This window comes from Achromobacter sp. K91 (assembly GCF_003576205.1).
In the GTDB taxonomy this organism is placed as follows: domain Bacteria; phylum Pseudomonadota; class Gammaproteobacteria; order Burkholderiales; family Burkholderiaceae_B; genus Achromobacter; species Achromobacter aegrifaciens.
Map to the genome: position 1 here is coordinate 1 of NZ_QWFB01000042.1, position 25,675 is coordinate 25,675.

Annotated in this window: 25 protein-coding genes and 6 tRNA genes; 5 read left to right on the forward strand and 26 right to left on the reverse strand. The window is 66.5% G+C overall.

Going from position 1 to position 25,675, the window contains the following annotated elements; translation table 11 throughout:
* Nucleotides 1–328: hypothetical protein (locus DXK93_RS21135; protein ID WP_119451030.1), on the reverse strand; the 328-nt coding region annotated here is incomplete at its 3' end.
* Nucleotides 329–573: 245 nt separating this feature from the next.
* Here DXK93_RS21135 and DXK93_RS21140 point away from each other — a divergent pair.
* Nucleotides 574–1,077: a peroxiredoxin gene (locus DXK93_RS21140; protein ID WP_054451571.1), complete on the forward strand. Its 504-nt coding sequence runs from the start codon at nt 574–576 to the stop codon at nt 1,075–1,077.
* An 86-nt stretch (nt 1,078–1,163) separates the two neighbouring features.
* Nucleotides 1,164–2,546 (forward strand): MFS transporter, encoded by a 1,383-nt coding sequence (locus DXK93_RS21145; RefSeq protein WP_054451570.1) that lies wholly within the window; start codon nt 1,164–1,166, stop codon nt 2,544–2,546.
* A gap of 16 nt (nt 2,547–2,562) precedes the next feature.
* Here DXK93_RS21145 and DXK93_RS21150 read toward each other — a convergent pair whose 3' ends face one another.
* The 9 genes from DXK93_RS21150 to DXK93_RS21190 all read right to left on the reverse strand — a co-directional run bounded on the left by DXK93_RS21150 (nt 2,563) and on the right by DXK93_RS21190 (nt 7,181).
* Complete coding sequence (locus DXK93_RS21150) at nt 2,563–3,438, reverse strand: EamA family transporter (RefSeq protein WP_054451569.1); 876 nt, start codon at nt 3,436–3,438, stop codon at nt 2,563–2,565.
* Nucleotides 3,435–4,454 carry a biotin synthase BioB gene (bioB, locus tag DXK93_RS21155; protein WP_054452235.1) on the reverse strand — a complete coding sequence of 340 codons (1,020 nt, stop codon included), beginning with the start codon at nt 4,452–4,454 and terminating at the stop codon, nt 3,435–3,437. Before bioB ends, DXK93_RS21150 begins: the two co-directional genes overlap by 4 nt.
* A gap of 245 nt (nt 4,455–4,699) precedes the next feature.
* The gene (locus DXK93_RS21160; RefSeq protein ID WP_119451031.1) at nt 4,700–6,193 is read right to left on the reverse strand and encodes a PAS domain S-box protein; all 1,494 of its coding nucleotides are present in this window, start codon (nt 6,191–6,193) and stop codon (nt 4,700–4,702) included.
* A 215-nt stretch (nt 6,194–6,408) separates the two neighbouring features.
* Nucleotides 6,409–6,485, reverse strand: a tRNA-Asp gene (locus tag DXK93_RS21165).
* Between the two features lie 71 nt (nt 6,486–6,556).
* Nucleotides 6,557–6,632 (reverse strand) — tRNA-Glu (locus tag DXK93_RS21170).
* A 39-nt stretch (nt 6,633–6,671) separates the two neighbouring features.
* Nucleotides 6,672–6,747: transfer RNA gene (locus DXK93_RS21175), tRNA-Ala, on the reverse strand.
* A gap of 102 nt (nt 6,748–6,849) precedes the next feature.
* A tRNA-Asp gene (locus DXK93_RS21180) sits at nt 6,850–6,926 on the reverse strand.
* Nucleotides 6,927–6,990: 64 nt separating this feature from the next.
* Nucleotides 6,991–7,066, reverse strand: a tRNA-Glu gene (locus tag DXK93_RS21185).
* A 39-nt stretch (nt 7,067–7,105) separates the two neighbouring features.
* Nucleotides 7,106–7,181 (reverse strand) — tRNA-Ala (locus DXK93_RS21190).
* A gap of 353 nt (nt 7,182–7,534) precedes the next feature.
* Here DXK93_RS21190 and DXK93_RS21195 point away from each other — a divergent pair.
* On the forward strand, nt 7,535–8,590 hold the full coding sequence (locus tag DXK93_RS21195; RefSeq protein WP_119451032.1) for an aldo/keto reductase: 1,056 nt from the start codon (nt 7,535–7,537) through the stop codon (nt 8,588–8,590).
* 7 nt (nt 8,591–8,597) lie between these two features.
* Here the strand turns inward: DXK93_RS21195 and lnt are convergent, their stop codons facing one another.
* The 5 genes from lnt to miaB all read right to left on the reverse strand — a co-directional run bounded on the left by lnt (nt 8,598) and on the right by miaB (nt 14,269).
* Complete coding sequence (lnt, locus tag DXK93_RS21200) at nt 8,598–10,226, reverse strand: apolipoprotein N-acyltransferase (protein ID WP_119451033.1); 1,629 nt, start codon at nt 10,224–10,226, stop codon at nt 8,598–8,600.
* On the reverse strand, nt 10,223–11,113 hold the full coding sequence (locus DXK93_RS21205) for an HlyC/CorC family transporter (protein WP_054451565.1): 891 nt from the start codon (nt 11,111–11,113) through the stop codon (nt 10,223–10,225). The genes lnt and DXK93_RS21205 overlap by 4 nt, the downstream gene beginning before the upstream one ends.
* 237 nt (nt 11,114–11,350) lie before the next feature.
* Nucleotides 11,351–11,824 (reverse strand): rRNA maturation RNase YbeY, encoded by a 474-nt coding sequence (gene ybeY, locus DXK93_RS21210; RefSeq protein WP_119451034.1) that lies wholly within the window; start codon nt 11,822–11,824, stop codon nt 11,351–11,353.
* Nucleotides 11,814–12,839, reverse strand: a complete 1,026-nt coding sequence (locus DXK93_RS21215) for a PhoH family protein (protein ID WP_054451563.1) — start codon at nt 12,837–12,839, stop codon at nt 11,814–11,816. The genes ybeY and DXK93_RS21215 overlap by 11 nt, the downstream gene beginning before the upstream one ends.
* On the reverse strand, nt 12,836–14,269 hold the full coding sequence (gene miaB / locus DXK93_RS21220; protein WP_054451562.1) for a tRNA (N6-isopentenyl adenosine(37)-C2)-methylthiotransferase MiaB: 1,434 nt from the start codon (nt 14,267–14,269) through the stop codon (nt 12,836–12,838). Before miaB ends, DXK93_RS21215 begins: the two co-directional genes overlap by 4 nt.
* Before the next feature lie 171 nt (nt 14,270–14,440).
* Between miaB and DXK93_RS21225 the strand changes: the two genes are divergently transcribed.
* Complete coding sequence (locus DXK93_RS21225; protein ID WP_119451035.1) at nt 14,441–15,202, forward strand: phosphatase PAP2 family protein; 762 nt, start codon at nt 14,441–14,443, stop codon at nt 15,200–15,202.
* Between the two features lie 338 nt (nt 15,203–15,540).
* On the opposite strand, the gene DXK93_RS21230 is transcribed toward DXK93_RS21225, so the two are convergent.
* The 5 genes from DXK93_RS21230 to DXK93_RS21250 form a co-directional block, all read right to left on the reverse strand.
* The gene (locus DXK93_RS21230) at nt 15,541–16,251 is read right to left on the reverse strand and encodes an alanyl-tRNA editing protein (protein WP_119451036.1); all 711 of its coding nucleotides are present in this window, start codon (nt 16,249–16,251) and stop codon (nt 15,541–15,543) included.
* Between the two features lie 51 nt (nt 16,252–16,302).
* Nucleotides 16,303–16,980, reverse strand: coding sequence for a VOC family protein (locus DXK93_RS21235; RefSeq protein ID WP_054451560.1), 678 nt, complete (start codon nt 16,978–16,980; stop codon nt 16,303–16,305).
* 70 nt (nt 16,981–17,050) lie between these two features.
* A complete protein-coding gene (locus DXK93_RS21240; protein WP_054451559.1) occupies nt 17,051–17,656 on the reverse strand; it encodes an ATP-dependent Clp protease proteolytic subunit in 606 nt (201 codons plus the stop codon).
* A 44-nt stretch (nt 17,657–17,700) separates the two neighbouring features.
* On the reverse strand, nt 17,701–18,060 hold the full coding sequence (locus tag DXK93_RS21245; protein ID WP_054451558.1) for an SRPBCC domain-containing protein: 360 nt from the start codon (nt 18,058–18,060) through the stop codon (nt 17,701–17,703).
* Nucleotides 18,057–18,371 carry a helix-turn-helix transcriptional regulator gene (locus tag DXK93_RS21250; RefSeq protein WP_054451557.1) on the reverse strand — a complete coding sequence of 105 codons (315 nt, stop codon included), beginning with the start codon at nt 18,369–18,371 and terminating at the stop codon, nt 18,057–18,059. Before DXK93_RS21250 ends, DXK93_RS21245 begins: the two co-directional genes overlap by 4 nt.
* Nucleotides 18,372–18,491: 120 nt before the next feature.
* Here DXK93_RS21250 and DXK93_RS21255 point away from each other — a divergent pair, with 120 nt between their 5' ends.
* Nucleotides 18,492–18,827 carry a hypothetical protein gene (locus DXK93_RS21255; protein ID WP_147400259.1) on the forward strand — a complete coding sequence of 112 codons (336 nt, stop codon included), beginning with the start codon at nt 18,492–18,494 and terminating at the stop codon, nt 18,825–18,827.
* 46 nt (nt 18,828–18,873) lie between these two features.
* On the opposite strand, the gene secF is transcribed toward DXK93_RS21255, so the two are convergent.
* The 6 genes from secF to DXK93_RS21285 form a co-directional block, all read right to left on the reverse strand.
* Nucleotides 18,874–19,809, reverse strand: coding sequence for a protein translocase subunit SecF (gene secF, locus DXK93_RS21260; RefSeq protein ID WP_054451555.1), 936 nt, complete (start codon nt 19,807–19,809; stop codon nt 18,874–18,876).
* Nucleotides 19,810–19,862: 53 nt separating this feature from the next.
* The gene (secD, locus tag DXK93_RS21265) at nt 19,863–21,743 is read right to left on the reverse strand and encodes a protein translocase subunit SecD (RefSeq protein ID WP_054451554.1); all 1,881 of its coding nucleotides are present in this window, start codon (nt 21,741–21,743) and stop codon (nt 19,863–19,865) included.
* Between the two features lie 111 nt (nt 21,744–21,854).
* Entirely contained in the window at nt 21,855–22,199 is a 345-nt protein-coding gene (yajC, locus tag DXK93_RS21270; protein WP_054451553.1) for a preprotein translocase subunit YajC, read from the reverse strand.
* 114 nt (nt 22,200–22,313) lie between these two features.
* Entirely contained in the window at nt 22,314–23,450 is a 1,137-nt protein-coding gene (gene tgt, locus DXK93_RS21275; protein WP_054451552.1) for a tRNA guanosine(34) transglycosylase Tgt, read from the reverse strand.
* Entirely contained in the window at nt 23,447–24,505 is a 1,059-nt protein-coding gene (queA, locus tag DXK93_RS21280; RefSeq protein ID WP_119451038.1) for a tRNA preQ1(34) S-adenosylmethionine ribosyltransferase-isomerase QueA, read from the reverse strand. Before queA ends, tgt begins: the two co-directional genes overlap by 4 nt.
* Before the next feature lie 134 nt (nt 24,506–24,639).
* Nucleotides 24,640–25,455, reverse strand: a complete 816-nt coding sequence (locus DXK93_RS21285; protein ID WP_054451550.1) for an IclR family transcriptional regulator — start codon at nt 25,453–25,455, stop codon at nt 24,640–24,642.
* Between the last annotated feature and the right edge of the window lie 220 nt (nt 25,456–25,675).

Here is a 25,675-nt window from a genome sequence, read left to right on the forward strand (position 1 = left end):
AGATGTGTATAAGAGACAGGTCCACCCCCGATCGCTTCATCTCTTCCATCATCGCCGTTCCCTGCGCCTGTCCCTTCTGGAACAGCCCGTCATACCCGCCCGAAGGAAAGCCATATTCCTGCGCATACTGCAGCAGGTTCTTGCGGGCCGTGGCCTGGTGCTGGGCCAGATCGGGTTCGGAAGCCCCGCAGGCGCGGGCGGCGCCGTTGGAGGCGCCGGCTGCGATGACGAAGGAGTCGTATTGGGCCTGTTCGGCGGCATCGGGAGCCGCCCAGGCCGTGGCGGCCGAGGTCAGCGCCAGGGCCAGGCCGGTCAAGATCTTGCGCATCGATGAATCTCCGCTAGATGCCCGCCAGCCGGCAGCGCGGCGTGCGCGGGCGGTGATTGCAACCACAACATTATGGCAATCAGCCGTTTCGCGCCCGTGTAGCCTTGGTGTGGAGTCGTTTCAGACTGTGCATCTTTCTTTCCCTGACGCTGGCTGGCCAGCAAGGCGGCCCCGCAGGAACTATGATGGAGCCTGTGGGGCGCTCCTGCCCCAATGCATTGCCCCTATTCCTCCTGGAGATCTACATGACGATCAAAGTCGGCGATCGCGTGCCGGACGGCACCCTGACCGAATTCATCGAAACCGAAACCGCCGGCTGCTCGCTGGGCCCCAACGCGTTCCAGGTCGCCGACCTGACCCGCGGCAAGACCATTGCGCTGTTCGCCCTGCCGGGCGCCTTCACGCCCACCTGCTCGGCCAAGCATCTGCCGGGCTATGTGGAACAGGCTGCGGCCCTGAAGGCCAAGGGCGTCGATGAAATCTGGTGCGTGTCGGTCAACGACGCGTTCGTCATGGGCGCCTGGGGCCGCGAGCAGAAGACCGAAGGCAAGGTCCGCATGCTGGCCGACGGTTCCGCCTTGTGGACCAAGGAACTGGGCCTGGAGCTGGACCTGATCCAGCGCGGCATGGGCGTGCGCTCGCAGCGCTACTCGGCCCTGATCGTCGACGGTGTGGTCAAGCAGCTGAACGTCGAAGGCCCGGGCAAGTTCGAAGTCAGCGACGCCGCCACGATGCTGTCGCAAGTCTGATCCCACGCAGTTCCTGTTTTACCGCTTAGCGCAGCGGGCCGCTTTCGCGGCCTGTTGCGCTGCCGCCAGCAGCGGTTGCCGACGCCATGCTCGCCACCATTTCCTCCTTTTCGTCGCTTTACTTCGCGACCTTGCTGATGCTCATCGGCACGGGTCTGTTCAACACCTATATGGGGCTCAGGCTGACAGCGCAGTCTGTCAGCGAGGTGTGGATCGGCGCCCTGATCGCCGGCTACTACCTGGGCCTGGTGTGCGGCGCCCGCCTGGGGCACAAACTCATCATCCGCGTGGGCCACATCCGGGCGTTCGTCGCCTGTGCGGCGGTGGCCACCAGCATGATCCTGGCCCAGACGCTGGTCGAATCCATGCCGCTGTGGCTGGTGTTCCGCGTCATTTCGGGCATCGTGATGGTGACCGAATTCATGGTCATCGAAAGCTGGCTCAACGAGCAGACCGAAAATCACCAGCGCGGGCGCGTCTTCTCCGTCTACATGGTCGTGTCCGGCCTGGGCACCGTGCTGGGCCAACTGGCCCTGACGGCCTATGCCACGCTGGACCTGCGGCCGCTGACGCTGGTGGCCATGTGCCTGGTGCTGTGCCTGGTGCCTATCGCCGTCACCGCGCGCTCGCACCCGCCCACGCCGCTGCCGGCGCCGCTGGACATACGCTTCTTTATGCGGCGCGTGCCGCTGTCGATGACGGTGTTGTTCGTGGCCGGCAACCTTTCCGGCGCGTTCTATGGCCTGGCGGCCGTCTATGGCGCCAAGCATGGCCTGTCTACCTCGCAGGCGGCGATTTTCGTGGCCGCCGCAGTGACCGCCGGCCTGCTGTCGCAATGGCCCATGGGCTGGCTTTCCGACCGCATCAACCGCGCCGGTCTGATCCGCTTCAATGCGCTGCTGCTGGTGCTGCTGCCGGTGGTCATGTGGGGCTGGATCGTGCTGCCGTACTGGGCGCTGGTGGCCATGTCCTGTGTCTTCGGCGTACTGCAGTTCACGCTGTACCCGCTGGGCGCGGCGTTCGCCAACGATCACGTGGAATCCGAGCGCCGGGTCAGCCTGTCGGCCGTGCTGCTCATGACCTACGGGGTCGGTGCATGCGTAGGGCCGATGATTGCCGGGGTGCTGATGTCCCTGGCCGGCCCCAGCATGTACTACGTGTTCATCTCCGCCTGCGCCCTGATCCTGGTCTGGCATGTGCGTCCCACGCGCGTCACCGGCGCGCATCAGGTGGAAGAAGCGCCCACGCATTTCGTGCCCATGCCGGACACGCTGCAGAGCTCGCCCGCCGCGGCGGTGCTGGATCCGCGCGTGGATCCTGCAACCGACATCGCCATGGAAATGGTGCAGCCCGAAGTGGCGCCCGTGGCAGCCACTGAGCCGCCCGCTGCGGAACCGCCTGGCGATGCCGCGGCGGATGTGGCGGACGACGCGGCTGAAGACGGCCGCCAGAGGCGCACCGGCACCTGAGGCCGGGGTCGCGTCCTTACCAGGGCGCCATCAGCACGATGGCAGCCAGCGCCAGCGCGATGCCCAGCAGGTTCAGCCGGGTCAGCGGTTCGCGGAAGGCCAGTGCGCCGACCAGCGTGCCCAGGGTGATCACGCCCATGTTCATGGACGCGAACACCAGCGCGGGGTGCTCGGGCAGCGACTGGTGCGCGCGGATGTAGGTCAGGATGTTGCCGAAGTTCGCCAGTCCCAGCGCCGCACCCGCGGCCAGGTGCCGAAGCTGGCAGCGCACCCGGCGCCACAGCAGGTAGCAGAGCATCAGCACCCCGGCGATGAGGAAGGCCAGCAGCAGCCCGCCCGCGAAAGCGGTGCCCGCGCGCGCCATCTGCTTGAACAGGATGTCGATGACGCCATACCCCACCCAGACCACCAGCGGCCACAGCCACATGGCGCGGCTGCTTGCGGCCGTGTCCTCGCCCGGCGTCTGCGCGCGGGGGGCGCGGCGCAGCAGGCAGTACAAGGCGCTGGCGGCCAGCAGGGTCGCGGCCAGCTTGCGGCCGCTTACCGGTTCGCCGAACAGCAGGAAGGCCGCCAGCAGCGGGATGAACAGGGACAGGCGCTGCGCCGCGTCGCTGCGCACGATGCCGGCATGGCGCACGGCCGCCGCCATCGCCAGGAACACGCTGGGCAGCAGTACGCCCAGCGCGGCCAGCACCAGCCACGGCGTCTGTGGGGTCAGCAGCGCCGCCGGGTCCGGGCGCAGCACGGCCCAGCAGAGCAGGGCGGCCACCGCATAGTTCATGGCGATGGCCTGGCGCACGTCGACTTGATAGCGCCGCGCCAGCTTCAGCAGCACGGCCACGGTGACGCTGCAGGCGACGCTGGCCAGCAGGTAGAGGAGGCCGGGAGTCAACGGCATGCCGTGGCGTCGTGGTGCGTGTGCTGGGCGGCGTCGATGCGCATGCCCAGGCGCTGCAGCAGGCGCTGGTCTGCTTCCATCTGCGGATTGGCCGTGGTCAGCAGGGCGTCGCCGTAGAACATGGAGTTGGCGCCCGCCATGAAGCACAGGGCCTGCAACGCGTCATCCATGGCTTCGCGGCCGGCGGACAGGCGCACGGCCGCGCGCGGCATGGCGATGCGGGCCACGGCAATGGTGCGCACGAACTCGAACGGGTCCAGGGCTTCGACGCCGGCCAGCGGCGTACCTTCCACCTGCACCAGGTTGTTGATCGGCACGGACTCGGGATAGGGCTCCATGTTGGCCAACTGGGCGATCAGGCCGGCGCGCTCGCGGCGCGATTCGCCCATGCCGACGATGCCGCCGCAGCACACGTTGATGCCGGCGTCGCGCACCCGGTCCAGCGTGTCCAGCCGGTCCTGGTAGGTGCGGGTGGAGATGATCTTGCCGTAGAACTCGGGCGAGGTGTCGAGGTTGTGGTTGTAGTAATCCAGGCCCGCGCTCTTGAGCTGTTCGGCCTGGCCCTCGCGCAGCATGCCCAGCGTCACGCAGGTCTCCAGGCCCAGGGCCTTCACCGCGCTGACCATCTCGGCTACCGCCTCCAGGTGGTGCGGCTTGGGGCTGCGCCAGGCGGCGCCCATGCAGAAGCGCTGTGCGCCGCCTTCCTGGGCCTTGCGGGCCGCTGCCACCACGTCCGCCAGGGGCATCAGCTTGTCGGCGTCCAGGCCGGTGTCGTAGTGCGAGGACTGCGGGCAGTAGGCGCAGTCCTCGGGACAGCCGCCGGTCTTGATCGACAGCAGGCTGGACAGCTGGATGGCGTTGGGATCGAAATGAGCGCGGTGCGTCTGCTGCGCCCGGAACACCAGATCCATGAACGGCAACTCGTAGAGCGCCATGATGTCGGCGGCGCTCCAGGCGGGGGCGGCGGTCGGTTTGGCGACGGTCGGGACGGGAATGTAGGCGGTCTGCACGGATGGGCTCCTTTCGGTCTTGCGGGGATCGCGCCGCTTGTCGGGCAAGGGCAGGATCGGCGGATCGTAAGAAGCTGCGCAGGGTTTGCGCAATGCAGGCTGCGTAGCCGAAATTAACGGCCTGTTGCTGTGATTTTTGTGGGAAATGGAAGATTTTGAGGGGCGTCGACTTCTAAGTGGCGCACATCTTCGGGGACGCCGGGCAGTCGTTTATTTTGAATCAAATTGTAAATAGTCGGGGGGTGTCAGCCCTTGGCGCGCTTGTTTCGCGTCTGCGCCTGTTCATGCCCGGTGATGCCGCGGTCGCGCGCCCACACAATGGCCGCGCTGCGGCGGTGCACGCCGATCTTGCTGTAGATCGTGGCCACGTGGTTGCGCACCGTGTTGCGCGACAGCTTCAACTGCCGGGCAATGCCCTCGTCGTCATGGCCTTGACACATCAGGCCCAGCACCTCGCGTTCGCGGGAAGTGAGCTGCGCCAGTTCTGCCACGTCGCGGGTGGCGGGCGCCGGCTCACGCAGTTGCGCCAGCTTTTCGATGACGCTGCGGCTGAACCAGGAAGTGTCCTGCATGACGGCCTCGATCGCCGTCAGCAGTTCCGCCTCGGAGCGCTTGCGTTCCGTGATGTCCTGGACCGCCAGCAGTACGCGCGGCTGCCCGCCGATAGTCACGGGTTCGGCCGACAGCAGGCAATCCAGCCGGCTGCCGTCCCGGGCAGCCAATGCCACCTCGCGGTTGCGGGCGCTTTCACCGCGCTTGAGGCTGGCCTCCAGATCTTCGGCGAGCTGGAGTCCCAATCCGGTCAGCGTCTGGCCTATGCCGTCCTGCGCAGAGGCGCCGGCGGCCGTGGCAAAAGCGTCGTTCAGGTCCAGCGCCAGCAGGGTCTCGCCCTCGCAGACGGCCATGGGCACGGGCGCGAGGCGGAACGTCTTGGAGAAGCGTTCCTCGCTTTCGCGCAGGGCCAGTTCGGTGCGCTTGCGGGCCTCGAGGTCGATGAAGGTGAACAGCATGCATGGCTCGCCCTGCATGTCGATGGGTTGGCCCGCGACGATGACGAACTTCACGCTGCCGTCCGCCAGTTTCAACACGCCCTCGCGCTGCGCAATGGTCTGCCCCTCGTTGAGGCTGGCGATCGCGTTGTCCTTGTCGTCGCCGCCGTCCAGCACGTCCAGCTCATAGGCCGACCTGCCCACGATGGCGTCGCGTGCATAGCCGGTCATCTCCAGGAAGCCCTGGTTCACCTTCACATAGCGCAGGTCGGACAGGCGGCAGATGAGGGCGGGCGCGGGATTGGCGCCGAAGGCGCGCTCGAAGCGTACTTCGGCATTGATCTGCTCAGTCTGGTCATGCAGGATCAGGACGCGGTAGTCGGTCCCTTCGCTGCCGTCCAGGTTCAGGCCGCTGGCGCGTATGTTGCGCAGGAACGCGTCATCGTCCTTGCGTTCCAGGTCCAGCAGCAGTTCGTCGAACGGCTCGGCCGCGGCCAGCAGGTCCAGCGGATATTGGCGCGCTGGCACGCGGTGATGATTGCGGTAGCTGAGGCTGTAGCGCTTGCGGTAGCCGGCTGGCGTGCCGCCCAGTTCATCCAGGTTATCGGTGCCATGCAGCTTGAGCGCGCTGGCATTGGCCCAGGCGATGGCGCCGTCCGCTTCGAGCAGGATGATGCCTTCGTTCAGGCCTGCGATGATGCGTTGCAGATGCTGGCGGTGCGGATGGGGAGCGGCGGCGTTCGCGGTCACGTAGTCCTCTTCTTTTCGCAGGGCACGACGCAAAGAGAATGAAGGCGCACTGAAAGGCTGTCCAGATGGCGAAATGGACGAGTCTGAGCGTAGGGGGCAATGGCGGGGAAGATGGCTGCCGCTAGATGATGCGGGCCGGAATGCAAAAAAGCTCCGGAAACCGGAGCTTTCTATGGCTGGCAAGGCCGAGGCGCTTGCGAACTGCGTGATGTGCTTGGCGGAGCGGACGGGGCTCGAACCCGCGACCCCCGGCGTGACAGGCCGGTATTCTAACCAACTGAACTACCGCTCCGCAGCGGTTTACTCTGACTTCTTCAATGCACTGCGGTGTCAAGGCAGTTTGGTACTACATGCCAGAAAGACTGGCGTCCCCTAGGGGATTCGAACCCCTGTACTCACCGTGAAAGGGTGATGTCCTAGGCCTCTAGACGAAGGGGACCTGAACAAAACAGAACTACTTTACTACCGTACTGCTTACTGGTGGAGGTAAGCGGGATCGAACCGCTGACCTCTTGCATGCCATGCAAGCGCTCTCCCAGCTGAGCTATACCCCCCAGGATCCTCGATGCCCCAAACTACAGACAACAAGGTCTCACACTATATAAAGCAAAAAAGCCCCGAAAACGGAGCTCTTGAAAGACTCTGAGCGAGAGCTTTGGCGGAGCGGACGGGGCTCGAACCCGCGACCCCCGGCGTGACAGGCCGGTATTCTAACCAACTGAACTACCGCTCCGCAGCGGCGTACTCAACTACATTGTCACTTCAACTGCATCACTACATACTGCTGCCAGAAGAACTGGCGTCCCCTAGGGGATTCGAACCCCTGTACTCACCGTGAAAGGGTGATGTCCTAGGCCTCTAGACGAAGGGGACTTGGACTTGCAAACTGGTACTGCATCCTTCGCCGTTGACTGGTGGAGGTAAGCGGGATCGAACCGCTGACCTCTTGCATGCCATGCAAGCGCTCTCCCAGCTGAGCTATACCCCCGTCTTTCTAATCAGCCCGTTCAACGTTTTACGAAACCGAACACACGTTTTACCGAGTGCTTTTTCGTAGTTCGTTGCCGGTTTTGTTTAGTGCCGTTGGCGAAGAAACGAGATTATGCACGAACTAAATTGGGTGTGCAAGTCGCGATGAGACAAAAAGCTAAAAAGTCGTGAAAAAAAGGGGGCTGGAAGGCATTTTGGGGCCGATTTTGCGCTTTTATTGCTCAGCTTGAGCTAGCGTGATTGATGCAGAAATCAAGTAAATCAAAGACTTGTGAGAATGCTATCGTGAGCGGAAATTTTTTTCGTCGATCCGGCATTTTTTGCGCCGGACCCGCACACACGGACATCGCCATGAGCAGCAAGACTTCGTTCCCCACACGCCCGCTGGGCCAGAGCGGCATGGACATCACCCGCATCGGGCTGGGCGCCTGGGCCATCGGCGGCAGCGGTTGGGCGGTGGGGTGGGGGCCGCAGGACGACGCCGATTCGGTGGCGGCGATCCGCCGGGCCGTCGAGCGCGGCATCAACTGGATCGATACCGCGGCGGTGTACGGCCTGGGGCATTCCGAGGAGATCGTGCGCCGCGCGCTGGCGCAGATGGCGCCTGACGCCCGGCCTTACGTGTTCACAAAGTGCGGCCTGACCTGGTCTGCGGAACAGCCGCAGGCGATGCCGCGGCGCACCGGCGCGCCGGCCAGCATCCGGCGCGAAATCGAAGATTCGTTGCGCCGGCTGGGCGTCGAACGCATCGATCTCTACCAGATGCACTGGCCGACGGGCGATGGCACGCCGCTGGAGCTGTACTGGCAGGAACTGCTGGATCTGAAGCGGGAGGGCAAGGTCAGGGCGGTGGGCCTGTCCAACCACAATCTTGCCCAGCTGCAGCAGGCAGAAGCGCTGGGGCATGTGGATACGCTGCAGCCGCCGTTTTCGGCCATTCAGCGCGCCGCGGGCGCGGAGCTGATTCCGTGGTGCGAACGTAACGGCACGGGCGTGATCGTCTACAGCCCGATGCAGTCCGGCCTGCTGACCGGCGCCTTCAGCGTGGAGCGCGCCCGCGCTCTGCCGGCGGATGATTGGCGCGCGCGCAACGCGGAGTTCGCCTCGCCCGGCATCGAGCGCAACCTGGCGCTGGCCGATGCGTTCAAGCCCATCGCCGAACGCCACGGCGCCACGGTGGCGGCCGTGGCGGCGGCCTGGACGCTGGCCTGGCCCGGCGTCACGGGCGCGATCGTGGGCGCCCGCAGCGCGGCTCAGGTGAATGGACTGCTGGGCGCAGCGTCGCTGGAACTGGATGGCGATGACATGGACGCCATCGCGGACGCGATCGAGCGTACCGGCGCCGGAAGCGGGCCGCTGCGCCCGCCCGGGGAGAGCGGCGCGCTGCCGGCGAATCTGTTCGCTTGAGGGCGCCTCAGGCGCGACGCGTCTTGCGGCCGCTGCCGAACGCGGCGATCAGCGCCAGGCCGATCAGGGCCAGTGCCGTCTTGTCGCCAAAGCGCGCGTATGGCGTCAGCCCCGTCATGCCTTGCACGGCCACCGGCAGCACACCGGCCTGCAGCGGCGCGAGCTGGGCCGCGACGCGGCCTTTGGCGTCAATGGCGGCGGTGATGCCGGTGTTGGTGGAGGTCAGCATGGGCCGCGCCGTTTCCATGGTGCGCACGCGGCCGATCTGCAGATGCTGGCGCAAGGCCCAGGAGTCGCCGAACCAGCCCAGGTTGCTCACGTTCACCAGTATCGTCGCGCCCGGTTCGCCGTTGGGGCCGGGTTGCAGCGCGGGCAACAGGTCGGGGCCGAACAGGTCTTCGTAGCAGATGTTGAACGCGATGTGCTGGCCGCCGACCGCGAAGGGCGTCTGGCGTACCGCGCCGCGATCGAAGTCGCCCAGCGGAATGTTCAGCATGTCGACGAACCAGTGGAATCCGGGCGGCACGTATTCGCCCCAGGGCACCAGGTGGCGCTTGTCGTAGCGCATGGCGGTGGTGCCGGCCACGAGCTGTTCGACCGGGGTATTGCCGTCAAAGCCCATGACGCTGTTGGTGTAGCGCTCGCGGCCATTGACGCGGTCGTGCAGCGGCACGCCCATGGCGATGGTGGTATTGCGCTGGGCGGCCAGGTCGCGCCAGACCGCCCAGACGCGCGGATCCAGCTGGTCCTGGAAGATGGGCAGCACGGTTTCCGGCAAGATGATCAACTGCGGCGCGGGCACGCCGGGAGCCGGCGGCATGGCTGCCAGGTCCAGGTGGCGCACCAGGCTCTGGTCGAGCAGGGCGGGGTCGAACTTCTGCGACTGCTCGATGTTGCCCTGGACCAGGCGTACGTTCAGCGGATCGCCGGACGGCGTGGACCAGTCGATGCGGGACAGCGGCCAGCCAGCGGCGGCCAGGGCCAGCGCGATACCGGCGGCCAGGGCGTGGCGCGAGCCAGTCCCGCTTTTGCGCGAGGGCTGCCAGAGGCTGGCGAGGGCAGCGGCGACGAAGGCGGCCAGGAAGGCCATGCCGTGCACGCCAAGCAGCGGCGCCCAGCCTGCGATGGGGCTATCGACTTGCGCGTAACCGATATTGAGCCAGGGAAAGCCCGTCAGCAGCACGGCGCGCAGCCATTCGAAGGCCGCCCACATCGCAGCCCAGGCCAGCGTGCCCGACAGTATGCGGGAGGGCGGAGAGCCCGGCTCCAGCGGCGCGTAGCGGCGCGCCAGCGCGCTGGCCGTGGCCGGGAACAGCGCCAGGAAGGCCGACAGCGCCAGCACCGCGGCCACGGCCAGCGGCGCGGCCAGATCGCCGTAGCGGTGCAGGCTGATGAAAATCCAGTAGAGGCCTAGCGAGTAGCTGGCGAAGCTGAACAGCCAGCCGCGCAGCCAGGCCTGTTTCGCCGAGGGCGCATACAGGGTCACGCGCGCAACGATGGCCAGCATCAGGACCTGTGTGGCCGCCAAGGCCCAATCCGGCAGGGGACCGGGCGAAAAAGTCAGGGCGTGCACGGCGCCCGCCAGCACCAGGCCGGCGGCGCCGCGCAGTTTATGGCTGCGCGGGGACTGGGTCATGCGTCTTCGGAGGAGCGGGGGGCTTGGGGTGCGGCGTTGCGCTTGACGCGCAGCCAGATGGCGCGGCGCGCGTCGCCGCGGGCCACTTCCAGGCGCAGGCCGTCGAATTCGGCGATGTCGCCGCGGCGCGGGATGCGGCCCAGCTGTCCGCCCATCCAGCCGCCGACGCTGTCGTACTCGTCGTCGGGCAACTGGCAGCCGAACACGTCGTTGAAGTGCGAGATGTCGGTGGCCGCCAGGACGCGCCACTGGTTTTCGCCTTCGGGGAAGATCGAGTCTTCCTCGGTTTCGTCGAATTCGTCTTCGATATCGCCGACGATCTGTTCCAGCACGTCTTCCATCGTCACCAGGCCGGAAATGCCGCCATGCTCATCGATGACGATGGCCTGGTGGTTGCGGCTGGCGCGGAACTCGTGCAGGAGCACGTTCAGGCGCTTGGATTCGGGGATGAAGACGGCGGGCCGCACCAGCGTGCGCACCTCGATGCCGGGTTCCAGCATGCAGCGCAGCAGATCCTTGGCCAGCAGGATGCCGATGATGTTGTCGCGATCGCCTTCGTAGACGGGGAAGCGCGAGTGGGCGGTCTCGATGACCGAGGCGACCAGGTAGGGAATGGGCTGCGTGACGTCCAGCAAATCCATGCGCGAACGCGGGACCATGATGTCGCCCACAGTGCCTTCGGACACGGCGAGCGCGCCCTTGATCATCTTGTAGGATTCCGCGTCGAGCAGTTGGCGTTCGTGCGCGGCTTCCAGAACGGCCTTGATGCCTTCGCGGTCCTCGGGCTCGCGGCGCACGAGGGAAAGCAGGCGGTCTAGAAGGGATTTGGCGGCGGGTTTGGAGGAGCGAGCAGGCGTCGCTTCGGGAGCAGGATAAGGGTCAGACATCGTCCGGGAGGACAAGTTATGGAGGGCCCAGCATAACCGATACTGGCCTGCAATTTGTAACGGCGGCCCTCAAAATGAGGGGAACCGCCGCCATCTGCGCCTTGCTGGACGCCATTTTTCGGCAATTTTTGCCGCCGGGCCGCCCCAAGGCAAAAATCGCCCCCTCGGGGGGCAGCAAGCGCCTAAGGCGCGCAGCGTGGGGGCCAATTTTTCTCAGGGTTGACCCGAGTCCGCGCGTCAGGCTGCCATGTAAGGATCGGCGATGCGCATGGCGGCCAGCGTGGCGGTCTCCAGGGCCTCCATGCGCTTGGCGTCGCGGGCCTTGATGTGGTCGTAGCCCAGCGCGTGCAGCACGCCGTGGATGGTGAGATGGGCGGCGTGGTCCAGGAGCGCCTTGCGCTGTTCGCGGGCCTCGCGCACCAGCACCGGCACGCACATGACGATGTCGCCGCGCGCAACGCCCAGCGGATCCACGCCGTATTCGAAGGTCAGCACATTGGTGGCATAGTCGCGGCCGCGGAAGTCGCGGTTCAGGCGCCGGCCTTCGGCCGCGCCAACCAGCCGCAAGCTCAGCTCCGCCGCGGAAAACGCGACCAGGCCGTCGTCGGCCGCGCCCGCCAGCGCGCGTTCGGCCCAGCGGCGCAGGCGCCAGCGGGGCAGGCGGGCTTCCTCGACGCCGTATTGCACGGACAGGGACAGTTCAGGTTTCATCTTCTGCGGCGCGGTCGTAGGCGTCGACGATGCGGGCGACCAGGGGATGGCGCACGACGTCTCGGCTGGTGAATCGGGTGGTGGCGATGCCCTGCACGTCGTGCAGCACCTTCACCGCATGCGCCAGGCCGCTGTCCTGGCCACGCGGCAAGTCCACCTGCGACGGGTCGCCGGTAATGACCGCCTTGCTGCCGAAGCCGATCCGCGTCAGGAACATCTTCATCTGTTCCGGCGTGGTGTTCTGCGCTTCGTCCAGGATGACGAAGGCGTGGTTGAGCGTGCGGCCGCGCATGTAGGCCAGCGGCGCGATTTCGATGGTCTGCTTTTCGAACAGGCGCTGCACCTTTTCGAAGCCCATCAGGTCGTACAGCGCGTCGTACAGCGGGCGCAGGTACGGGTCCACCTTCTGCGCCAGGTCGCCCGGCAGAAAGCCCAGGCGTTCGCCGGCTTCGACCGCGGGGCGTGTCAGCACCAGGCGTTGCACCGTGTCGCGCTCCATTGCGTCGATGGCGCAGGCCACGGCCAGCCAGGTCTTGCCGGTGCCGGCGGGACCGACGCCGAAGGTGATGTCGTGCTTGAGGATGTTGTTCAGGTAGTCGCGCTGGCGCGGCGTGCGCGGACGCAGGTCGCTGCGCTTGGTGCGCAGGGCGATGCTGTCGCTTTCGTCGTCCAGGGCGGGCAGCGGGTCGGCCTCGCGGGCCTGCTCTTCCTTCAGTTCCTGTTCCTGCCGCCCGACGCCGATCTCGACCAGCCCGAGCTGGATGTCGTCGACCGACAGGGCGCGGTGCACGGCCTGTTCGTGGAAGCGGCGCAGTATCCGGCCGGCGAGTTCCGCGAGTTCGCCTTCGATGGTGACTCGGCTGCCGCGGCGCGAGAGCTTGACGTTCATGCCGTCGGCCAGCTGCCGCAGGTTTTCGTCCAGCGGGCCGCAGAGATTGGCCAGATGGGTGTTGTCGCCGTCCAGGGTGACGACGATGGGCATGCTGCGGCGGGCGCGGGAGCGGGGAGTGGTCATTCGGCCTCTTGGGGAGTGCGGTCCACGTCGGCGACCCGGGCGCGCAGCGAATTGGTGTGCGCTTCGGTGATGATGACGTCGACCATTTGTCCGATGAGCCGCGCGGGCGCGGCGAAGTTCACGATGCGGTTGTTCTCGGTGCGGCCCATCAGTTCGTTCGGGTCGCGGCGCGAGGGGCCTTCGACCAGCAGGCGCTGGCGCGTGCCGACCATGTTGCGGGCGATCGTGGCCGCCTGCTCGTTGATCAGCGCCTGCAGGCGCTGCAGGCGGCGCAGCTTCACGTCCTGCGGCGTGTCGTCGTGCAGGTCGGCGGCGGGCGTGCCCGGGCGGCGCGAATACACGAACGAGAACGAGGTGTCGAAGCCGACGTCCTCGATCAGCTTCATGGTCTTTTCGAAGTCTTCCTCGGTTTCGCCGGGAAAGCCCACGATGAAGTCCGAGGACAGCGTCAGGTCGGGGCGGGCGGCGCGCAGGCGCCGCACCACCGACTTGAATTCCAGGGTGGTGTAGCCGCGCTTCATGGCCGCCAGCACGCGGTCGCTGCCGGCCTGCACCGGCAGGTGCAGGAAGGACACCAGCTTGGGCAGGCGGGCGTAGGCGTCCACCATGCGCTGGGTCATTTCCTTGGGGTGCGAGGTGGTGTAGCGGATGCGCTCGATGCCCGGGATTTCGTGCACGTATTCCAGCAGCATGGCGAAGTCGGCGATCTCGTCGCTGTCGGTCATGCGGCCGCGGTAGGCGTTGACGTTCTGGCCCAGCAGCGTCACTTCCTTCACGCCCTGGTCGGCCAGGTCGGCGACCTCCACCAGCACGTCCTCGAAGGGGCGCGAGACTTCCTCGCCGCGCGTGTAGGGCACGACACAGAAGCTGCAGTACTTGCTACAGCCTTCCATGATGGAGACGAACGCCGTGGCGCCGTCCACGCGGGGCGGCGGCATGTTGTCGAACTTTTCGATCTCGGGGAAGCTGATGTCCACCTGCGAGCGGCCTTCGTCGCGGCGGCGCTTGATCAGGTCGGGCAGGCGATGCAGCGTCTGCGGACCGAACACCACGTCCACGTAGGGCGCGCGCTTGACGATGGCTTCGCCTTCCTGGCTGGCCACGCAGCCGCCCACGCCGATCACCAGGTTGGGATTGGTCTTCTTCAGGTGCTGCACGCGGCCCAGGTCCGAGAAGACCTTTTCCTGCGCCTTCTCGCGCACCGAACAGGTGTTGAACAGGATGACGTCGGCGTCTTCCGGGTTGTCGGTGAGTTCCAGGCCCTGGTCGCCGCGCAGCACGTCGGCCATCTTGTCCGAGTCGTACTCGTTCATCTGGCAGCCGAAGGTGCGGATGTACAGCTTGCGGGGGGAGCCGGCGTCCGCGGCGGGGAGGGCGGCGCTGGCGCCGTCGGGCGCGGCGTCGGCGCGCTTGAGGGTGGTTTCTTGCATGATGGTCGCCGTGACGGGTGTAGATCCCGGGGGCAGAGAATGGTAGGAAACCCGGGATTTTAACCCTTGCCCGCATTTGCTTCTTGGTCTGGCGCGCGCAGGCCGTTACGATAGTGTGCTGGGCTGATTTTGCAGCCCAGGAACGTTTCTCATTTCCCGATAGCGGTATCGATGAACAGCAATCCCCTGACGCCTTCGGCGGCCGCTCCCGTATCCGACGCCTCAGCCGGCCCCGCGCCGGACCAGTTCCGCAACCCCTTTTCCGCGCTGACCTGGGTGCTGCTGGGCTGCGCCCTGGCGCTGGCCGCCAGTGCGTGCGCGTTGTGGGTGGACCTGCCGCTGGCGGTGTGGATCAAGCAGTCGGTATCTGAAGGCGTGAACGAATCCTTCGAATGGATCGGTGAACTCGGCGAAAGCGGCCCTTATATCGGTGTGGCGCTGGCCTTCTACGTGATCGGGTTGGTCGGCCTGGCGCGCGGCTGGCGCAATCCGGTACGCATGAGCTACGCCAGCATGGCGCGCGGCAGCCTGCTGATGCTGTCGACCCTGGCGGTAGGCGGACTGGTGGTGCTGGTGCTCAAGCGTTCGGTGGCGCGGGCGCGTCCCGAGCTGTTCTTCGAAAAAGGCATCTACGGGGTGGGCGAGTCGTTCTCGCGCGCCCAGCTGTACAACTCCTTCCCTTCCAGCCACACCTATGCGGCATTTGCCGTGGCAGTGGTGCTGGGCATCCTGGCGCCGCGCTGGCGCTGGGTCTTCCTGCTGCTGGCGGCGCTGGTGGCGATGAGCCGGCTGGTCAACCTGGACCACTACCTGTCGGACGTGATGACGGCCGCGGGCATCGCGGTGCTGGTCGGGCACGTATTGGCGCCCCGCGTGCTGGGCGCCAGCTACCAATGGCCCCTGCGCGCGCCCTGGCGCTGGTGGAAGAAGTAAGGTCTGCTGTTGCTGGCGTTGGGTTGTGCTTCGTAGGTCGCCCGTCGTCGCGGGCGGCGTGGCGGCTCGCGCCCACGATTGCGGTCCGGAGCGTTCGCTCCGGACTCCCCCGTCGTCATCTTCGTCAAGGCCTTCGGCCTTTCCTTCAGATTCCCTCGGGCGCATCGAGGTTGCGAGCCGCCACGCCGCCCGCGACGACGGGCTACGTGCGTCTTGGCTAGTTGCGCTGCTGGAGCTGTGGTCGGGGGCGAGTCGTGGGCTGCCCGTGTTGTTCGGCCGCGCGGGCGGCCGAACAACACATACATGATTCCGGCCAGGGGCGGGCTCCAGACTACGCCTTACGCGAAATTCACCACCACGCGCCGGTTGGTGCGGCTCTTTTTCTCGATCTTCGTAACGATCACCGCGCCGATCTCGCCGGTGTTGGCCACGTGCGTGCCACCACAGGGCTGGCGATCCACGCCGGGAATCTCGACGATGCGTATGCTGGCGGTGCCGGCCGGGGGCGCAGCGCCCACGGTACGCACCAGGTCGGGTTCGGCGGCCAGTTCCTCGGGCGTGATGCAGTTGATGCTGACGCCGGTGCGGGCGTCGATTAGGGCGTTCAGGCGTTCGGTCAGGTCGGCCTTGTCCAGTGTGGATTCGGGCAGGTCGAAGTCGATGCGGGCGGAGTCGGGCGAAATATTGCAGCCGGTCACCGGCGCGGGCACCAGCGCGCCCAGCAGATGCAGACAGGTGTGCAGGCGCATGAGGCGGTGGCGGCGAGGCCAGTCTATGGCCACCGAAACGCGCTCGCCCATTTGCGGGGCGATGTCGCCTTCCAGCACGTGCAGGATGCGCTTGCGGTCTTCGGCGTAGACGGTGTCGGCAAGCGTCAGCGCGCGGCCGTCGGCCAGCGTCAAGGTGCCGCTGTCTCCTGCCTGGCCGCCGCTGCGTGCGTAGCAGACAGTCTCGTCCAGTTCGACGCCCTCGGGGCTGACCGCGATCACGGTGGCCTCGCATTGGTCCAGGTAAGGGTCTTCGTCGAATCGCTTGCGGGTGGCATTCATGTAAAGGGTCTCCGGATGTTCTGGATTTTTTTTGCAAGGCGGGGCGGACGATCAGGCCAGGATCTTCAGGCCGCCGGCCGTTTCGATCTGTGCGCTCAGGCGCGGCGGGCCGTCGACCTGTTCCACCTGGATCAGGTGATCCGCGCCCAGCCAGGCCAGCCCTTGGCGCAGCAGCCCGGCCTGCGGATGGCTGCCGGACAGTTGCTTGAGTGTGAGGTGCTGGCGCGGCAGGCTGACGCCGGGGTAGTCGGCCACGTCCCACTGGATCAGCGTGGGCAGCAGACCGTCGCCGGCCGCATGGCCCGCTTCGCGCCAGGCGGGCAGGCTGCCGTCGTCGGGCACCGTCAGCCGCCAGCGCAACTGCCCGCGTTCCATGGGAATGGCGGGCGGGATGCGTGCGGGATGCTCCGCCTGCATACGCGTCAGATCCAGCGGCGCTTCGACCCGCGCCGCCCAATGCGCCAGGTAGGGACCCTGGGCGATGCGGGCGCGGACGGCGTCCTGATCCAGCCCGAACCAACGTGGCCGCGCAGGCGCCGGGGCCTGAGGATCGATGGCGATGACTTCGAGGTAGATGCCGCCGGCCATGCCCAGCACCCGGTTGTGGGTGCCCATGCGCGGATGCGCGCCGCCGCCCGAGGGGGCGATGCCGAGCAGTGCTGCGACGTATTCGGTGCCGCTGTCCAGGTCCGCGGCGGCGATGACGAGGTGATCGATGACGAGTTTCATGGTCCGGCTATGGTAGCGAATCCGCGCGGATCCGTACCCGTACAGCGCGACGGGGGCGGGCGGTACAGTGTCAGACGCCCAGGTCCCGGCGCTTCAGCACCCGGTCTATCAGGCCCCATTCCAGCGCTTCCTCCGCGCTCATGTAGCAGTCGCGGTCCAGTGTGCGCTCTACGTCTTCGTAGCTGCGTCCGCAGTGCTGGGCGTAGACGCGCGTGACGCGGTCCTTGGTCCTGCGCATTTCCTCGGCGTGGATGAGCACGTCCGAGGCCTGGCCCTGGAAGCCGCCTAAAGGCTGATGCACGTGCACGCTGGCATTGGCCAGCGCGCATCGTTCGCCGGGTTCGCCCGCCATGAGCAGGAACGAGCCCATGGAGCGCGCCGTGCCCATGCACAGCGTGTGCACCGGCGCAGTGATGAACTGCATGGTGTCGTACATGGCCAGGCCGCTGGTGATGACGCCGCCAGGGGAGTTGATGTAGAGATGGATGGGCTTGGTGGGGTTCTCGGATTCCAGGAACAGCAGCTGGGCGCAGACCAGCGCCGACACCGAGTCGTTGACTTCGCCGTTCAGGAAGATGATGCGGTCGCGCAGCAGTCGCGAATAGATGTCGAAGGACCGCTCGCCGCGGCCGGACTGCTCGACCACCATGGGTACGTATTGCATCACGTCCTGCATGGACGAATCTCCTGGGTTGCGATTGCCTTGCGCTTGGGCCGGGTTCAGGCGGCGCGCATGAGGAAGGGGCCGGCGTCGTTGGCGGCCGGGCGCCCGCGGCGTTCGAACCGCGCGTCGTCCAGCGCGTGGATGATGCGCAGGAGCGTGCGGCCGTCGGCCACGGGTCGGATCTGGAAGGTCACCAGGCTTTCGAGGAAAGGCGGCTCCTCGTCGCGCATGCGGTATTGGATTTCTTCGGCAGGCGTCGCGTCCGCGGGTTCGGCGCTGGCCAGCGCCCGTCCAGGCAGCCATTGCTCGCGGAATTCGGGGATGCTGATGGCGCGCCAGACTTTTTCGGGCGGCGCGTCGAGTTCGTATTCGAGCACGATGTCCTGGGGCGGGTCTTGCGGCGCGGTCGGCTTCATTGGTCCATGTCCTTGAGCAGGGCGTTCAGGGCTTCGATGCGGGCCGGCCAGTAAGCGCGGTACTTCGCCAGCCATCCGGCGATGAGCGCAAGCCCGTCGGGGTCGACTTCATAGTTCACGAAACGGCCTTGTTTTTCCTCGCGCACCAGGCGGGCCTTGCGCAGCACCGCAAGGTGCTGCGACATGGCTGGCTGGCTGATCTCCATGCCGACGCGCAGGGCGCTGGCGTTCATGCCGCCGGCGGCGAGCTTTTCGAAGATGGCACGGCGGGTCGGATCGGCCAGGGCCTTGAAGATGTCGGTTTCGAGCATGACAACACATTAGTCAATACTTATGTGTTGGTCAAGTGGAAAGCACCCTGTGCGTGTCCGAGAGCCATTTGCGATTGCGGCTGGCACAATGGCGCCGGACCTGCAGTCGGGAGCGACGCCGTGGCTTTTCTTCTATTCCCCGTCTTGTTCGCGGCCAGCCTGCTGATCAGCCTGGCGGCCGGCGCCGTGCATGGCCGGCGTGATGGTTGGAAGGCCCCGGCTACGCGGCGGTGGCTGTTCGTGGCGGGATGCCTTGTGCTTTCGTATCTGGTCGGCCTGGCGCTGGTCATTCATGACCCGTACTTCGACGACAACGGGGTGCCTGAATTCATTCCGTGGCGTTTCCGCTGGACCTGGGCCTGGCTCTACGCCGGCTTGCTGCAATTCGCCGTGGTTCCGAGCGGTTTGGCCCTGCGGCGCCTGGCCAGGCGTAAGACGGCAAGCGCCGCGCAATAAAAAACCCGCCGTGATTGCGGCGGGTTTGTCTTCAAGCGGAAACGGATCAGGCGGCTTCGCCTTCCTCGCCTTCCTTCTTGACCGGCTTGACCAGGTCTTCGCGCTTGACGCCCAGCCACATGGCCAGGGCCGCGGCCACGAACACCGACGAGTAGATGCCGAACCAGATGCCGATGGTCAGGGCCATGGCGAAGTAGTGCAGGGTGGGGCCGCCGAAGAACAGCATGGCCAGCACCATCATCTGCGTGGAACCGTGGGTGATGATGGTCCGGGAGATGGTCTGCGTGATGGCGCTGTTGATGACTTCATGCACGTCCGCCTTGCGGTACTTGCGGAAGTTCTCGCGGATCCGGTCCATGATGACCACGGATTCGTTCACGGAGTAGCCCAGCACCGCCAGCACGCCCGCCAGCACCGACAGCGAAAATTCCCACTGGAAGAAGGCGAAGAAGCCCAGGATGATCACCACGTCGTGCAGGTTGGCGATCACGCCGGCGACGGCAAACTTCCATTCGAAGCGGAAGCCCAGGTAGACCATGATGCCGATGACCACGACCAGCAGGGCCATCAGGCCGTTGTGCAGCAGCTCCTGGCCCACCTGCGGGCCCACGAACTCGACGCGGCGCAGTTCGACGCCGGAGTCGGCGGTCTTCAGCGCGGCCATGACGGTTTCGCTCTGCGTGGCCGAGGTCTGGCCTTCCTGCAACGGCAGGCGGATCATGACGTCGTGCGAGGTGCCGAAGTTCTGCACCTGGAAGTCGGTGTAGCCCAGCTTGGAGACCACGCCGCGCACGTTTTCAAGCTGCGCCGTCTGGGCGTAGTTGACTTCCATGACCGTGCCGCCGGTGAATTCGATCGACAGGTGGAAGCCGCGCGTGACGATGAAGAAAACAGCCGCCAGGAATGTGACGAGGCTGATGATGTTCAGCACCAGCGCGTGGCGCATGAACGGGATGGTGCGGTGAATACGGAAAAATTCCATTTTTCGCCTTAGGCTTTATCTGTGGCGGGCGGCCGGGCCGCCCGCGCTCATGTTCAGTTGGTCTTCGGTTTCCAGACTTCACCGATGGAGATCGACGTGAGCTTCTTCTTGCGGCCGTACCAGAGGTTGGCCAGCGCGCGCACACCCACCACCGACGAGAACATCGAGGTCAGGATGCCCAGCACGTGCACCACGGCGAAGCCCCGGATCGGGCCGGAACCGAAGGCCAGCAGCGCCAGGCCCACGATCAGCGTGGTGAGGTTCGAGTCGAGAATGGTGCCCCAGGCGCGTTCGAAGCCGTGATGGATGGCTTGCTGCGGACTTGCGCCTGCGCGCAGTTCCTCGCGTATCCGCTCGTTGATCAGCACGTTCGAGTCGATGGCCATGCCCAGCGTCAGCGCGATTGCCGCGATGCCCGGCAGGGTCAGCGTGGCCTGCAGCATGGACAGCAGCGCCAGCAGCAGCAGCACGTTCATGGTCAGGCCGATCGTGGAGAACACGCCGAACAGGTGGTAGTACAGGATGATGAAGGCAGCGATGGCCAGGAAGCCGTACAGCGTCGAGTAGAAGCCCTTGGCGATGTTGTCCGCGCCCAGGCTCGGGCCGATGGTGCGTTCCTCGATGATGGACATGGGCGCAGCCAGGGCGCCGGCGCGCAGCAGCAGCGCGGTGTCGGCGGCCTCTTCGGAGCTCATGCTGCCCGAGATCTGCACCTGGCCGCCGGCGATTTCGCCGCGGATGACCGGGGCCGTGACCACTTCGCCCTTGCCGTTTTCGAACAGCAGGATGGCCATGCGCTTGCCGATGTTGTCGCGGGTGACGTCGCGGAAAATGCGGGCGCCCTTGGAGTCCAGGGTCAGGTGGACGGCGGCCTGCTGGGTCTGCGAGTCGCGGCCGGGCTGAGCGTCCTGCAGGTTTTCACCGGTCAGGATGACCTGGCGGCGGACCAGGATGGGACGGCCGTCGCGGTCGTTGTAGCGTTCAAGGCCGAAAGGCACGCTGCCGCCCAGCAACGCGGCCTGCGCGGCGGGGGAGTCGTCGACCATGCGGATTTCCAGCGTGGCGGTGCGGCCCAGCAGTTCCTTGGCCTTGGCCACGTCCTGCACGCCGGGCAGCTGCACCACGATGCGGTCGGCGCCTTGCTGCTGGATGACCGGTTCGGCCACGCCCAGTTCGTTGATCCGGTTGTGCAGCGTGTTGATGTTCTGCTTGAGCGCGGAATCCTGCACGCGGGTGACGGCGGCCGGGTTCAGCGCAGCCATCAGCAGCGGCTTGCCGTTTTCCATGCGCTCGGTGAATTCCAGGTCGGGCAGGCGGCTGCGCAGCGTGGAAATGGCGCGGTCGCGGTCGTCCGTATTGGCGAAGGTGGCGGCAATGGCCATGCCCGAGCGTTCGACGCCGGCCACGTTGACCTTCTGGTCGCGCAGCACGGAGCGCACGTCGGCGGCCAGGGAGTCGTAGCGGGCGGTCAGGGCGCCCTGCATGTCCACTTGCAGCAGGAAGTGCACGCCGCCGCGCAGGTCCAGGCCCAGGTACATCGGCTTGGGCGCGAACCAGCCCAGCGCGCGCATCCAGGCGGGCGAAGCGGGCAGCAGGTTCAGCGCGACCGTGTAGTGGGGGTCGCCGGCGACGGTGTTGAGGGATTTGTCGATCAGGTCGCGCGCCTGCAGCTGCAGGTCGGTCGACGTGAAGCGGGCGCGCACGGTGCCGAGCGTGCCGTTCTGTTCGTAATAGACCCCTTCATTGGGGATCTTGGCGTCGGTCAGGATCTGTTCGACCCGGCTCAGCATGGCGGGATCGACCTTGATCGTGGCCTTGGCGCTGGAAACCTGGACGGCCGGGGATTCGCCGTAGAAGTTGGGAAGCGTGTACAGCAGGCCGATGATGACCGCGACCAGGACCGTAATGTACTTCCAAAGGGGATAGCGGTTCATTGCCGGCTACTTCATGTAAAAGTGATGAAAGGGCCGCCCGGGCGGCAAGCGCGGCGGGCGGCGACAGGGCCATCAAGCAACAGGAGCCCGATGGGGGCTCCTGTGGGACGCTTACAGGGCCTTGATGGTTCCCTTGGGCAGCACGGTCGAGACCGAGGACTTCTGCATGATCACTTCGACCGGCTTGTCGGCCAGTTCGGAGACTTCGACGGTGACGTAGCTGTCGTTGACCTTGGTGACCTTGCCGAGCATGCCGCCGGCGGTGACCACTTCGTCGCCCTTGGCCAGGGCGGCGATCAGGTTGCGGTGTTCCTTCTGGCGCTTCATCTGGGGACGGATCATCAGGAAGTAGAGGATCACGAACATCAGGATGATGGGCAGCATGCCCATCAGCGCGTTACCCTCGGGGGCGGCGGCCTGAGCCACGACGAGGCTGGCGGTATCGATAACGGACATTGAATTCTCCTGCGTTTAGTCTGTTTGGGTGTTTGTATCTAGTGTTTTTCTGCGCCCATCCCCGCGCGAGCCATGGATAGGGCAAGCCGACTATTGTATATAGGTCCTGAAATTCTAATCCACCCCCCGCGCCCGGTCTGCCGCGAACTGCGCGCGCCAGGCGTCGAAGCGGCCTTCGGCGATGGCTTCGCGCATTTCCTTCATGATGGTCAGATAGAAATGCAGGTTGTGCAGGGTGTTCAGGCGCGCGCCGGTGATTTCGTTGGCGCGCTGCAGGTGGTGCAGGTAGGCCCGCGAGAAATTCGCGCAGGTATGGCAGCTGCAGCTGGGGTCCAGCGGTCGGGTGTCGTCGCGGTACTTGGCGTTGCGGATCTTGACGTCGCCAAAGCGCGTGAACAGCCAGCCATTGCGGGCGTTGCGGGTCGGCATGACGCAGTCGAACATGTCGACGCCGCGGCTCACGCCTTCGACCAGGTCTTCCGGCGTGCCTACGCCCATCAGGTAGCGCGGCGCCTGGGCCGGCAGCTTGGGCGTGACATGCGCCAGGATGCGCATCATGTCTTCCTTGGGCTCGCCGACCGACAGGCCGCCGATGGCGTAGCCGTGGAAGCCGATCTCCTGCAGCCCGGCCAGGGATTCGTCGCGCAGGGCTTCGTACATGCCGCCCTGGACGATGCCGAACAGGGCGTTGGGGTTCTGCAGGCGGTCGAACTCCTCGCGTGAGCGGCGCGCCCAGCGCAGCGACATGCGCATGGAGCGGGCGGCCTCTTCGACGGTGGCGGGGCGGCCGTCGATTTCATAGGGCGTGCACTCGTCGAACACCATGACGATGTCGGAATTCAGCGAGCGCTGGATGCGCATGGATTCTTCCGGCGTCAGGAACAGCCGCGCGCCGTCGATCGGGGAAGCGAACTTGACGCCTTCCTCGGTGATCTTGCGCATGCCTTGCAGGCTGAACACCTGGAAGCCGCCGGAGTCGGTCAGGATGGGCTTGTCCCACTGCATGAAGCCATGCAGGCCGCCATGCTTTTCCATGATTTCCGTGCCCGGGCGCAGCCACAGGTGGAAGGTGTTGCCCAGCACGATCTGCGAGCCGATCTCTTTCAGTTCGTGCGGCATCATGGCCTTGACGCTGCCATAGGTGCCCACAGGCATGAAGATGGGCGTCTCGACCACGCCGTGGTTCAGCGTGATGCGGCCGCGGCGGGCGCCGCCGTCGGTGGCGAGCAGTTCGAAATTCAGTCCGGTCATGGGGCGGGGGACTCGATAAACATGGCGTCGCCATAGCTGAAGAAGCGGTAGCGCTCGGCAACGGCGTGGGCGTAGGCGCGGCGTATCGGTTCTACGCCGGCCAGCGCCGACACCAGCATCAGCAGGGTCGACTGGGGCAGGTGGAAGTTGGTGACCAGGGCGTCGATGACGCGGTACCGGTAACCGGGGGTGATGAAGAGGCGGGTATCGCCCTGGGCGGCGGCCAGCGGCAGGCCGGGGGCGGTGCGCCCTTCGGTCTGGGCGGCGGCGGATTCCAGGGCGCGTACGCTGGTGGTGCCGACGGCGACGACCCGGCCGCCGCGGCTGCGGGCGGCGGCGATCGCGTCGACCGTGGCTTGCGGCACGGTGAACCATTCGGCGTGCATGACGTGGTCGGCCAGGTTGTCCACGCGCACCGGCTGGAAGGTGCCCGCGCCCACGTGCAGCGTGACGAAGGCGCGTTCCACGCCCATCGCGGCCAGGCGGTCCAGCGTGGGTTGGTCGAAATGCAGGCCGGCGGTGGGCGCGGCCACGGCGCCGGGCTCGCGGGCGTAGACCGTTTGGTAGCGCTCGTCGTCGCCGGTGTCGGCTTCGTGCGTGATGTAGGGCGGCAGCGGGGTGGCGCCGTGCGCGTCCAGCAGGTCCAGCGCGGGGCCTGGGAAGCGGATGTCGAAGAGTTCGCCTTCGCGGCCCAGCACGGTGGCTTCGAAGGCGTCGGCCAGGCGCAGCACCATGCCCGGACCGGGCGACTTGCTGGCGCGCACATGGGCCAGGACGCGGTCGGGTTCGGTGATGCGTTCGACCAGCACCTCGATCTTGCCGCCAGTGATCTTGTGGCCGTTCAGCCGCGCCTTGATGACGCGGGTGTCGTTGAAGATAAGCAGGTCTTGCGGACGCAGCAGCGAGGCCAGGTCGGCGAACTGCCGGTCGTGCAGCTGGCCCGCGCCGTCCAGGTGCAGCAGGCGGCTGCCGGTGCGTTCGGCGGCGGGCGCCTGGGCGATGAGCTCGGGCGGCAGTTCGTAATTGAAATCGGCGACGGTGAGGGGCTGGGACACGCGGCTATCCGTCCGGCAAGGGCGGCAAAAAGAGGGCGGAAACGGGCCAGGCAGGCCCGGGGCAACCCTGTATTGTAAAGCGCCCGCAAGATCGGGCTGCCTGTCCTGGGGACGGATGGGCCTCCCGGCTGGGTTCAGCGCGCCGGGCTCCAGCCCAGCCGGCGCGAGCAATCCGCGGCCGCCGCCGTCAGCGCCCGCACCGGTTCGCCGTCGGCCGACAGGTCGAATCCCCCGTGCAGTCCCAGGCTGGTGATGGCGCCGGCCAGATGACCCTGGGCATCCAGCACCGGCACCGAGGCCGAATTGATGCCGTGCAGCAGGTGACCGCTGACGCTGGCGTAGCCGCGCTTGCGGGTCGCCTGCCACTGGCGGCGCAGCGCGGCGGCGAGATCGGCGGGCGGTTCAGTCGCATCCAGCTTGCGGGCGGCCTCGGGATCATGCGCCTGCAGCGCCTCCCATTCGGACAGCGCCCGCGGCAGGGCCAGGGCTTCGGGCAGCCACGCGGCGAAGACCCGGCCGGTGGCGCTGTTGAGCAGCGGCAGCACCGAGCCCACCCGCACGTTGACGGTCACCGGCAGCCGCGCGTCGCGCCATTGCACGATGGTGGGACCGTGCTGGCCCCAGACCGAGATGAACACGGTCTGGCCGATGGCGGCGCTCAGGCCGTCCAGGCTGCCGGCCGCCAGCTTCACGAAATCCACTTCGGCCAGCGCCGCCAGTCCGGTGTGCAGCGCCTGCGGGCCCAGCCGGTAGCGGGCGCTGGCCGCGTCCTGCTCCACATAGCCGCGCCGCTCCAGCGACACCAGGTAACGGTGCACCTTGGCGCGCGGCATGTCCAGGCTGCGGCCGAGCTCGGAAACGGACAGGGCGCCGCCCAATTCGGCCAGCCGCGTCAGCACGTCCAGGGCGATTTCGGCTGATTGGATCCCCGTGCTGCTATCTGTTGACATGAGTTTGTCTCTTATTAGAATACGTGTATCACTAAAAAATACAGCGCTTGCCAGTCACTGGCAACGTGGAGACCAGCAAGAACGCAGCCGCGCCGCGCTGCGAGGCCGTGCGGACAAACCCGCAGCGGGCCACCGAGGCGCCCGCCAGCCGGGTTCCCCGCCGTATAAACAGAGTTCCACGCCGTAGCGGATCGGCGCAAAGCATAAGACATCCGCGTAT